Annotated in this window: 13 protein-coding genes; 2 read left to right on the top strand and 11 right to left on the bottom strand. The window is 67.6% G+C overall.

Annotated elements, in window-relative coordinates; genetic code table 11:
• From HZB86_10780 to ndhC, 9 genes are all read right to left on the bottom strand, one after another.
• A partial coding sequence (locus tag HZB86_10780) for an NADH-quinone oxidoreductase subunit L (protein ID MBI5906009.1) occupies positions 1 to 1076 on the bottom strand: 1076 nt, incomplete at its 3' end.
• Positions 1077 to 1080: 4 nt separating this feature from the next.
• Positions 1081 to 1383, bottom strand: a complete 303-nt coding sequence (gene nuoK, locus HZB86_10775; protein MBI5906008.1) for an NADH-quinone oxidoreductase subunit NuoK — start codon at positions 1381 to 1383, stop codon at positions 1081 to 1083.
• Positions 1380 to 1913: an NADH-quinone oxidoreductase subunit J gene (locus HZB86_10770; GenBank protein ID MBI5906007.1), complete on the bottom strand. Its 534-nt coding sequence runs from the start codon at positions 1911 to 1913 to the stop codon at positions 1380 to 1382. Before HZB86_10770 ends, nuoK begins: the two co-directional genes overlap by 4 nt.
• Positions 1910 to 2512, bottom strand: coding sequence for an NADH-quinone oxidoreductase subunit I (locus tag HZB86_10765; protein ID MBI5906006.1), 603 nt, complete (start codon positions 2510 to 2512; stop codon positions 1910 to 1912). The genes HZB86_10770 and HZB86_10765 overlap by 4 nt, the downstream gene beginning before the upstream one ends.
• A 4-nt stretch (positions 2513 to 2516) precedes the next feature.
• Positions 2517 to 3632: an NADH-quinone oxidoreductase subunit NuoH gene (gene nuoH / locus HZB86_10760; protein ID MBI5906005.1), complete on the bottom strand. Its 1116-nt coding sequence runs from the start codon at positions 3630 to 3632 to the stop codon at positions 2517 to 2519.
• Positions 3633 to 4793, bottom strand: a complete 1161-nt coding sequence (locus HZB86_10755; protein MBI5906004.1) for an NADH-quinone oxidoreductase subunit D — start codon at positions 4791 to 4793, stop codon at positions 3633 to 3635.
• Positions 4790 to 5236 carry an NADH-quinone oxidoreductase subunit C gene (locus tag HZB86_10750; GenBank protein ID MBI5906003.1) on the bottom strand — a complete coding sequence of 149 codons (447 nt, stop codon included), beginning with the start codon at positions 5234 to 5236 and terminating at the stop codon, positions 4790 to 4792. The genes HZB86_10755 and HZB86_10750 overlap by 4 nt, the downstream gene beginning before the upstream one ends.
• A gap of 33 nt (positions 5237 to 5269) precedes the next feature.
• Positions 5270 to 5815 carry an NADH-quinone oxidoreductase subunit B gene (locus HZB86_10745; protein MBI5906002.1) on the bottom strand — a complete coding sequence of 182 codons (546 nt, stop codon included), beginning with the start codon at positions 5813 to 5815 and terminating at the stop codon, positions 5270 to 5272.
• Positions 5812 to 6207 (bottom strand): NADH-quinone oxidoreductase subunit A, encoded by a 396-nt coding sequence (ndhC, locus tag HZB86_10740; protein ID MBI5906001.1) that lies wholly within the window; start codon positions 6205 to 6207, stop codon positions 5812 to 5814. The genes HZB86_10745 and ndhC overlap by 4 nt, the downstream gene beginning before the upstream one ends.
• A gap of 312 nt (positions 6208 to 6519) precedes the next feature.
• Between ndhC and HZB86_10735 the strand changes: the two genes are divergently transcribed.
• Entirely contained in the window at positions 6520 to 7323 is an 804-nt protein-coding gene (locus HZB86_10735; GenBank protein ID MBI5906000.1) for a U32 family peptidase, read from the top strand.
• On the opposite strand, the gene HZB86_10730 is transcribed toward HZB86_10735, so the two are convergent.
• Positions 7309 to 7734 (bottom strand): acyl-CoA thioesterase, encoded by a 426-nt coding sequence (locus HZB86_10730; protein ID MBI5905999.1) that lies wholly within the window; start codon positions 7732 to 7734, stop codon positions 7309 to 7311. The genes HZB86_10735 and HZB86_10730 overlap by 15 nt on opposite strands.
• A gap of 265 nt (positions 7735 to 7999) precedes the next feature.
• Here HZB86_10730 and HZB86_10725 point away from each other — a divergent pair, with 265 nt between their 5' ends.
• Positions 8000 to 9160, top strand: coding sequence for an AI-2E family transporter (locus HZB86_10725; protein MBI5905998.1), 1161 nt, complete (start codon positions 8000 to 8002; stop codon positions 9158 to 9160).
• On the opposite strand, the gene HZB86_10720 is transcribed toward HZB86_10725, so the two are convergent.
• Positions 9157 to 10028: MmgE/PrpD family protein (locus tag HZB86_10720; GenBank protein ID MBI5905997.1), on the bottom strand; the 872-nt coding region annotated here is incomplete at its 5' end. The two genes, HZB86_10725 and HZB86_10720, sit on opposite strands and share 4 nt — an antisense overlap.

Raw genomic sequence — 10028 nt, 5'->3', positions numbered from 1 at the left:
TCCTGGCTGTGGACGGCGTGGATCACGGAGCCCGAGCCGAGGAAGAGGCACGCCTTGAACGCCGCGTGGGTGGCCAGGTGCGCCAGTCCCGCCGTGTAGCCACCCACGCCAAGCCCCATGACCATGAACCCGAGCTGGGAGGTGGTCGAGTAGGCGAGCACCTTCTTGATGTCGTTCTGCGCCAGCGCCGTCGTGGCGGCGATGAACAGGGTGATGAGCCCGATGTAGGCGATCACGAGGAACGCGTCGGGGGTGAAGATCGGGTACATCCTGCCGACGAGGTAGACGCCCGCGGCCACCATCGTGGCGGCGTGGATCAGGGCCGACACCGGGGTGGGCCCCTCCATCGCGTCGGGGAGCCAGACGTGCAGCGGGAACTGCGCCGACTTCCCGACGGCGCCGCAGAAGATCCCGATCCCGGCCAGCGTGAGCAGCGTCCCCGACAGCTTCCCGTCCCCGACCGCGCGGAACACCTCGTCGTACCCCAGGACCCCGCAGGTGGCGAAGATGACCAGGATCCCGAGGAGGAACCCGAAGTCGCCGATCCGGTTGACGATGAACGCCTTCTTGCAGGCGTCCGCCGCCGACTTCTTCTCGAACCAGAAGCCGATCAGCAGGTAGGAGGAAAGCCCCACCAGCTCCCAGAAGACGTAGATGAAGAAGAGGCTCTCGGCCAGCACCAGCCCGAGCATCGAGAACGAGAAGATCGACAGGTACGCGAAGAACCGGTTGTACCGGGGGTCGCCGTGCATGTACCCGACCGAGAACAGGTGCACCAGGGTCGACACGCCGGTCACCACCACCAGCATGATCGCGGTGAGGTTGTCGACCAGCACCCCGGCGTTCACGACGAACCGGTCGCCGATGCTGAGCCACGGGACGACGACGTGGTATTTGAAGTTCGGATCGTACGCGGAGAACACCTCGTAGAAGATCCCGATCGACATCGCCAGCCCCGTCCCGATGGTCGCGAGGCAGAGCCAGTCCCCCTTCCGCGGCAGCCGCTTTCCGACGGCGATGTTGATGAAGAACGACAGCAGCGGCAGGAGCGGGATGAAATGCGCGTATCGGATCACCGGGCTACCCCTTCAACTCGTCCGCGAAGTCGACTTCCACCGTCCCCGCGGTGGCGAACATCCGAAGGAAGATGGCCAGCGCCACCGCCGCCTCGGCCGCCGCCAGGACGATGACGAAGACGGCGAAGATCTGGCCGCCCATGACCCGGGAGAGGAAGTGGGAAAACGCCACGAAATTGATGTTGGTGGCGTTCAGGATGAGCTCCACCCCCATGAGCACCGCGACGGCGTTCCTCCGGGTCAACACGGTGTAGAGGCCGCAGCAGAACAGGGCCGCTGCGACGACGAGGAGCTTGTCGAGGGTCATCGCTTCCCCTCCTCCATCTCCGGGGACTCCGGGACCCCCCGCTCCGGGCGGGAGATGAGCGCCGCCCCGATCAGGGCCGCCAGCAGGAGGACGGAGGCGACCTCGAACGGGAGCAGGTACCGGGTCATCAGCAGCTCGCCGATGTCCGCGGTGGTCGGCAGGTAGACCGCCTTCTTCACCGCGAACGGCGTGGACACGGCGGTGTACGAGAGGACGCCGAACAGGACCAGGCAGATGACGGCGGCCGGAAGCCGGAAGTGGGTGGGGTTCGTGATCTTCGCCTCGGCGATCCGGTTCGACAGGAACACGGCGAACAGCAGGAGCACGACAATGCCGCCGACGTACACCAGCACCTGGGTCGCCGCCAGGAAGTCGGCGGAGAGGAGGACGTAGAGCCCCGCCACCCCGGCGAACGAGAACAGGAGCGCGACCGCCGCGTACAGGATGTTCGGCAGGACGGCCACCAGGACGGCCGCCCCCACCGTCAGCGCCGCGGCGGCGTAGAAGATGACGTCGGCGGGTCCGTTCATTCCTTGGGCTCCTCCTTCGCCGGCTTCGGGTCCCCGCCCGCGGCCTTGCCGGCTTCGGAGGACGGGTCCGCAGCCTCGGGCGCCTCTGCGGCCTTGGCGGCTTCCGCGGCCTTCGCGGCTTCGGCGGCCTTCGCGGCGGCCTCGGCCACCTGGCGCGCCACCCGGGCCTTCACCTCCGCCGCGTCCTCCTCGATGAAGTGGAGGATCAGCTCGCCGCGGTCCGTCGACGCCTTCTCGTATCCGCCGGTGTGCGTGAGCGACTTCGGCGGGCACACCTCGACGCACAGCCCGCAGTACATGCACCGCCCGATGTTGATGTCGTAGGACGCCAGCACCATCTTCTTGTCCGCCCCCCGCACCGATTCGAGCGAGATGCAGTCGACGGGACAGACCTTCACGCACATGGTGCAGGCGGTGCACTTCTTCACGTCGTTGTGGAGGAACCCGCGGAACCGCTCGGGGACTTCCCACCGCTCCTCGGGATACTGGAGCGTGACCTCCTCCTTCGGGTCGACGCCGTACCGGGCGGTGATCCGCATCCCCTTCGCCGTGGTGACCACGGCCTCCAGGATGTCGTTCATGTATTCCCTCAGTCCCATGCGCTCATCCGGCCAGCGAGGCGATCAGCTCGGGGATCCCCTTGCCGTCGAACACCAGCAGCCAGAGGGAGACGCCCAGGAGGTTGACGAACGTGAGGGGCACGAGGTACTTCCACGACATCCGCATGAGCTGGTCGACCCGAAGCCGGGGAAGCGTCCAGCGGACCCACATCATGACGAGCACCATCGCGAACGCCTTCCCGAGGAACACGCCGAGGGACAGCAGGCTCCCCCAGATCCCCGGGAGCGCCTCCGCCCGGATGAACGGGACGTTCCAGCCGCCGAGGAAGCAGGCGGTGGCCAGCGCGGCGACGATGAACATGTCCCCGAACTCGGCGAGGAAGAAGAGGCCGAACCGGATCCCGGAATACTCCACGTTGTAGCCGGATACCAGCTCGGACTCGGCCTCGGGGAGGTCGAACGGGGTCTGGTTCGTCTCGGCCTGCGCCGCGGTGAAGTACAGGAAGAAGGAGAAGAAGGTGAACGGGTTGTGGAACAGGTTCCACCCGAACAGGCCGAACAGGCCGCCCTGGGAACGGACGATGTCCTGCAGCGACAGCGACCCCGCGATCAGCACCGCGGGGATGAGCGCCATCCCCACCGGGATCTCATAGGAGACGATCTGCGCCGCGGCGCGCATCCCGCCCAGCAGCGCCCACTTGTTGTTGGAGGCCCACCCGGCGAGCAGGACGCCGATCACCACGAGCGAGGTGACCGCCATCACGTAGTAGATCCCGATGTTCAGGTCGGCGGCGGAGAGCCCCACGCCGAAGGGAACGACCACGAACGCGGCGAAGGAGCCGACGAACACGAGGTACGGCGCCAGCTTGAACAGCAGCGCGTCCGCCTTCGCCGGGACGATGTCCTCCTTGAGGACGAGCTTCACGCCGTCGGCCAGAAACTGCAGGATGCCGTTCGGGCCGACCCGGTTGGGGCCGATCCGGGCCTGGATGTCGCCCGCCACCTTGCGCAGCACGAGCGAGCCGACCCCCTCGAAGGTCAGCGCGAACACGAGGACGACGACCCCCGACGCGACCATCAGGAGGAGCGAAACCGCCCACAGCGGCGCGGCTCCGAGCGCCGGCACCGCCTTGACGAGAGATAGGGTCAGCGCCTCCATCTACCGATCGATCTCCGGGAGGATGATGTCGAAGCTTCCGATGACCGCCACGATGTCGGCGATCATCAGCCCCTTCGTGATCTTTTCGAAGATGTTCATCGTCACGAAGGAGCCGGTGCGGATCTTCAGGCGGAAGGCGTTCGTGGAACCGTCGCTGATCGCGTAGATCCCGGTCTCCCCGCGCGGGCACTCGGTGCGGACATAGACCTCGCCGACCGGCGGCTTGAAGACGCGGGGCACCTTGGCCAGCACCGGCCCCTCCGGGATCATCGCCAGGGCCTGGCGCACGATCTTCACGCTCTCGCGCATCTCGTTGATCCGCACCATGTACCGGTCGAAGCAGTCGCCGAGCGTGCCGCGCTCCCCGGTGCCGACGCAGACCTTGAAATCGAACTTCGGGTAGACCGAGTACGGCTCGTCCTTCCGGAGGTCGAAGGAGACGCCCGAACCGCGCAGGTTGGGGCCCGTCAGCCCGTAGGCGACCGCCTCCGCCGCGGGGACCACGGCGACGTTGGCCAGCCGGTGGACGAAGATCTTGTTGTAGGAGATCAGGTTGTTGTACTCGTCGATCTTCGGCTCGAAGTAGTCGAGGAACTCCTTCGTCTTCTCGAGGAACCCCGGGGGGGCGTCGCCGGAGACGCCGCCGATCCGCGCGTAGTTGTACGTGAGGCGGTTGCCGCAGATCATCTCGAACAGGTCGTTCACCCGCTCCCGCTCGCGGATGGCGTACAGGAACGGGGTGAACGCGCCCATGTCCGCGGTGTACGACCCGAACGCGATGAGGTGCGAGGAGATCCGGTTCAGCTCGCAGACGATGACGCGAAGGAACTCGGCCCGCTCGGGCACCTCGATCTTCGCCAGCTTCTCGACCGCCCACGCCCACGCGCAGTTGCAGTTCATCGCCGCGAGGTAGTCGAGGCGGTCCGTGAACGGCATGAACTGGGCGTAGGTGACGCGCTCGCCGATCTTCTCGAGCGCCCGGTGCAGGTAGCCGATGTCGGGGAGCGCCCGGTGCAGGTAGCCGATGTCGGGGACCGCGCGGGTCACCACCTCGCCGTCGGTGGTGAGGATCACCCGGAGCACCCCGTGGGTGCTCGGGTGCTGCGGCCCCATGTTGATCGTCATCTCCTGGGTGGGGAGCGCTTCGGGCCGGGCCGTCATACCTTGATCCCGTGGTAGAAATCGGGGTACTTGTAATCCTTCCGCAGCGGGTGACCTTCCCAGTCCTCGGGAAGGAGGATCCGGCGAAGGTCCTTCGACCCCGTGAACACGATCCCGAACAGGTCGAAAGCCTCCCGCTCGTGGAAGTTGGCGGCCGGCCACACATCGTCGACCGTGGGGAGCTCCGGGGACTCGGTCGGGAGGAACGCCTTGAGCCCCACGGCGTGCCGGTGCGCAAGCGAGTGGAGGTGGTACGCCACGGCGAGCCGGTCCTTGTAGTCCACCCCGGAGAGGCTCATGAGGGAGTCGAAGGAGAGTGCCGGATCGTCGGCGAGGAACCGCGCGACATCCCGGACCGCCGCGGGGGCGACCACCACGAAGGCGGGGGAGAACCCTTCCGACTGCAGCTCCACGACCGCGTCGCCGAACCGGGCCTTCAGCATGTCGAAGATCGCCTTCGCTTCCACCGTTTCCCTTTATGCCTTGGCGCCGTATACGTTCTTTTTCTTCATGATGATCTTCTGCAGCCGCAGGATCCCGTCGATCAGCGCTTCCGGGCGGGGGGGGCAGCCGGGGATGTAGACGTCCACGGGAATCAGCAGGTCCACGCCCTTCACCACGCAGTACGAATCCTTGTAGAACGGGCCCCCGGTGTTGGCGCACGACCCCATGGCGATCACGTACTTGGGCTCCGGCATCTGGTCGTAGAGGCGCTTCACCCGGTCGGCCATCTTGTGGGTGATCGTCCCGGCCACCAGCATCAGGTCCGACTGCCGGGGAGTGGCGCGGAAGACGGCGCCGAACCGGTCGAGGTCGTACCGGGACGCGCCCGCCTGCATCAGCTCGATCCCGCAGCACGCCGTCGCGAACAGGAGGTACCAGAGGGACGACTTCCGGGACCAGTTGACGAACAGGTCCGCGTTCCCGACCAGGACGTGCGCTTCCGGACCCACGGCGGGAGCCGGGGCGGCGCCGTGTCCCGGGGGGGCGGGCGGGCGGCCGTGCGCGGGGTCGTTGCTCATTTCAGCCCTTTCCCGCCCCGCGCGTCCTGGAGGGTGCGGACCCACTCGAGGTCCCCCTCCTTCCACAGGTACGCGAGGCCCGCGAGAAGGATGACGATGAAGATGAACGCCTCGATGAACGCCAGGAATCCCAGCCGCTGGAAGACCACCGCCCAGGGGTAGAGGAGCGCCACCTCGACGTCGAAGATGATGAAGATGAGCGCCACGACGTAGAACCGGATGTTGAACTGGACCCACGAGGAGCCGTACGGGACCTCGCCGCACTCGTAGGTGGACAGCTTGACCGCGGAAGGCGCGCTCGGGGCGAACAGGCGCGACATCCCCAGCATCAGGGCGACGGTGACCGCCCCCAGGACGATGAACACGAGGACCGTTGCGTATTCGTACAGCATGGGTCGTCCGATTCCGCCTCGCTTGCGGTTATGGGGTTACGGAATCGCCCCTCCGGGGCGCGGAAACGGCACGCGCACCGGGTTCAGGAACGACTCGGCGCTTCGGGGGTTCTTGTGTATACAATCGACAATACGATACTCGGGAATCCCCCCAAGTCAACCAAAAAAAACCTCGCCCCGGCTTCCCAAACGGCTACGCCGCCTCGGAGGGGGGCTCCGTTCGTGGCTCGCCGTGCGATGAACCTGCACGGCTGCGCTTTACCTCACTGCGCCCCCCTCCTGCGGCGGCTACGCCGGTATGTATAATATGACATGGCCCCGCCACGTACGGCTCCCCCCCTTCTTCTTTCCCCTGCCGGGTCGCTCCCGGCAGTCGAGGCCGCCCTTTCAGCCGGCGCGGACGCCGTCTACGTCGGGATCCGGTCCCTCTCCCGCGGGGGTCGGGCCGGGATCCCCCTGGAGGAGGCCGGGGCCGCCGCGAATACGTGCCGCAAGGCGGGCGCCCGGCTGCACGCGGCCGTGAACGCGGTCCCCTTCTCCGGGGGGGTGCCTGCGCTCCTCGACGCCGTCGCCCGCCTGCGGGAGGAGGGCGTCGCGGAGGTCATCCTGAACGACCCGGGCCTGATCGTCCTTTTGCGGCGCCGGTTCCCCGGCCTCCCGATCTGCGCCTCCGTGGGGCTGTCCGCCGTGAACCCGGAGGACGCCGTCGCGTACCGGGAGCTGGGGGCCGACGCGATCGTCCTTCCTTCCGCGGTCCGTCCGGAGGAGGTCCCGGCGATCAAGCGGGCGTCCGGCCTCCGGATCGAGGTCTTCGGCTGGTGCCGCCCCGAATTCCTCCTCCACGGCAAGTGCGGGTTGACCGGGTACGCCGCGGAAGGGACGGGAGGGGGAACCGCGTCCGCGAAGCGGGGGGGGAGCTGCCGGCTCGTCTGCAGGGAGCTCCCGGTTCCCCGGGAGCCGCGCACGCTGGAGGACGAGCTCCCGGCGTGGATCGAGGCGGGCGTGGACGTCGTGAAGATCGAGGGGAGGGAGCTCCCGCCGGCGGCGGTCCGGGGGATCGTAGCCCGGTTCCGGGCGAAGATCGACGCGGCCGTTCCCCGGTCAGCGGGACGTTAGCACGGCTTTCAGCGACGCGGGCAGCGGTATCGGCTTCCACGTCGAGTCGATCGACCGGCACGACACATCTCCCTGCGCCGCGAGGATGTCCTTCCCCGCCTCGGACCGGAACAGGGAGAAACCGAAGGTCACGCCGCTCTTTTCCACGCGAACGATCCGCGTCCGCAGCGTCAGGAGGTCGTCGAACCGGACCGGCGCCCGGTACCGGCAGCGGGTGGCCACCACGGGGAACCCGTACTGGCGCTTCGGGTTCCGGTACGCCAGGTCGGGGGAGATCCCGCGGGAGCGGAGGAACTCGTCCATCCCGCGCTTGAAGTAGTCGAGGATGGCCGCGAAGTACGCCACCCCGTACGGGTCGGTTTCGCCGAACCGGACGCGTATTTCGATGGTGTGCGACGGGACGGTCGACATGTCGTACCCCCAGTGCTGCGTTTCATAATTACGCCTGCATTCGAGCGCCGCTGCATCCGCCCCGGCTGCGTTGCGCTCCTTGCGCCGTACTTAACAGTACGCCTCAGTCGCGCGCCTTGCCGGACCGGCGCATCAGCGCTCTCGGTGCCGTGTCGAAAACAAACGCGTCGCCGTAATTATGAAACGCAACACTAAGGATCGCGCCTGCGGGCCCGAATGTCAAACGGGCGTAGGCGGAAACCGGGAAAAACGGTACATTGGACGGATGGTCGATCCGAGGGACCCCGACATGGAGTACCCCGACCTGCAGGAGGAGCCGGGGAGAGCCGGGCGGGAGAACCGCCCCGGGCCGGACCTGAACCTCATCCGGGCGGCCGCCACCGTGCTGGCCGCGCTGGGCGTCCTCACGCTCCTCTACTTCGCCGCCTCCGTCTTCATGACCCTTTTCTCCTCGATGCTCCTCGCGTTCGCGCTGGAGCCGCTGGTCCACGTGATCTGCGTGCGGACCCGCATGCGCCGCCAGTTCGCCAGCGGCATCGTGGTGTTCCTCTTCATCGCCTTCCTGTACGGACTGGGGTATTTCGCCTACACGACCGCCGTGGATTTCGTGACCGACCTGCCGACGCTCCTGGAGAAGATCCAGGAGGCGCCCCTGGTGAACGAGATCGTCTCGAAGGCCCGGAACGCGGCGCGGATCGTGGAGGATGCGGGGCGCCGGTTCCTCCCCGGAGGGGGGTCCGGGGGGCCCGGAGCCGGGGTGGGGGGGCTGTCGCCGCGGGACGCCGAATCGATCGTCGGAGCGCTCCTGAAGAACCTGGGGTCCCTGACCGGCGTGGTCTTCTCGCTGAGCTTCATCCCGTTTCTCGTGTACTTCATGCTCGCGGACCGCGAGCCGCTCACCCGCCGGACGAGGGAACTGTTCCCGGAGGAGTACCACCATACCGTGGGAGTGATCCTTCTCGACGTCGAGCGGATGATGCGGAAGTTCCTCCTGGGGAACGCGATCCTCGTCGGGATCCTTTCCTTCGCGACGATCCTGGCGTTCTGGGCGGCGGGGCTGCCGAATCCGATCGTCCTGGGAGGGCTCTCCGGGACGCTGTCGGTGATCCCGTACCTCGGACTCCCCCTGGCGCTGCTGCCCGGGGTCCTGGTCGGAGTCGTCTACTTCAACTCGCTCCCGCCGTTCCTCGTCGTGGTGGGAAGCGTCACCCTCCTCCACCTGGTCTCGGCGAACTACCTCACCCCGAAGCTCGTCGGGGGGGAGGTCCACCTGAACGCGACCGCCTCGACCGCTTCGCTCCTGTTCTTCGGGTGGCTGTGGGGCGGGATGGGACTGTTGCTGGCGATCCCCATCCTCGCGGTGCTGAAGTGCGTCCTCGAGAACGTCCCGTCGACGCGCCGGATCGGGTTCTGGCTCGGGGACTAGGACAGGCAGGCCGTCAACTCCCGCGTCGTGATGCTCTCCAGCCCCGAAATCGCCTGGACGACGGCGCCGAGGCGGTCGCGGTTCCGGATCGGGGCCGCCAGGGAGCGGAACTTCTCCACGGCCCGGCCCCAGGACATCGGCTGCGTGTGGAACCCCTCGTACCCCGAAATCTCCTTCGCGACGACCCGGCCGTCGGCCAGTCCCACGGAGAGGCGGCAGGGAAGCTCCCCGGGGAACCGGCCGGAGAGGGAAGGGTCCGGGACCACGTCGACCCGCAGCAGCAGCCGCTGAACGTCCTCCCGTTCGATCCGGCCCGGCGCGTACTGCGCGGGCGTCACCTCGCCGTCCAGGGCGGCCACGGCCACGATGTACGGAAGGCTGTGGTCCGCGTCCTCCTTCGACCGGACGACCGTCTTGTCCCCCTCGTCCCCCCCTCCGATGATCCGGTGGGCGACGTCGAAGATGTCGATCCGGATCCGGTCGATCTCCTCCGCCCGGAAACCTTCCTCCCGCATCAGCCCGAGGATCCCCTCGACGGCCGATTGGGAGTGGATCTCGGCGTTGTACTTCTTCAGGATCGTCCTCCGGACCCGTTCCAGGTCCTCCGACTCCCAGTCGACGTCGAACGGTCCAGAGACGACCTGCTTCCACCCCTTGGTCCCCTCGAACATCTCCCCCGGTCCGGTGATCCCCCGCATCGCCAGGAAAGCGGCGCGGAGCCCGTTGAACGCGGCGTTCGGCGCGGCGAGCCCCTTCCAGTGGGAGAGCTCCCCCGTGCGGGTGACCCGCAGGGCGTTGTTCGCCGTCCCCGCGATGGCCACCGCGTTCGCGATCCGGTGCGGATCGAGGCGCAGCGCCTTCGCCGCTC

The sequence above is a fragment of the Deltaproteobacteria bacterium genome (assembly GCA_016234845.1).
Lineage (GTDB): Bacteria > Desulfobacterota > Deferrimicrobia > Deferrimicrobiales > Deferrimicrobiaceae > JACRNP01.
Note: the sequence above shows the minus strand (reverse complement) of the source record. Positions and strands in the feature narration are given on the sequence as shown.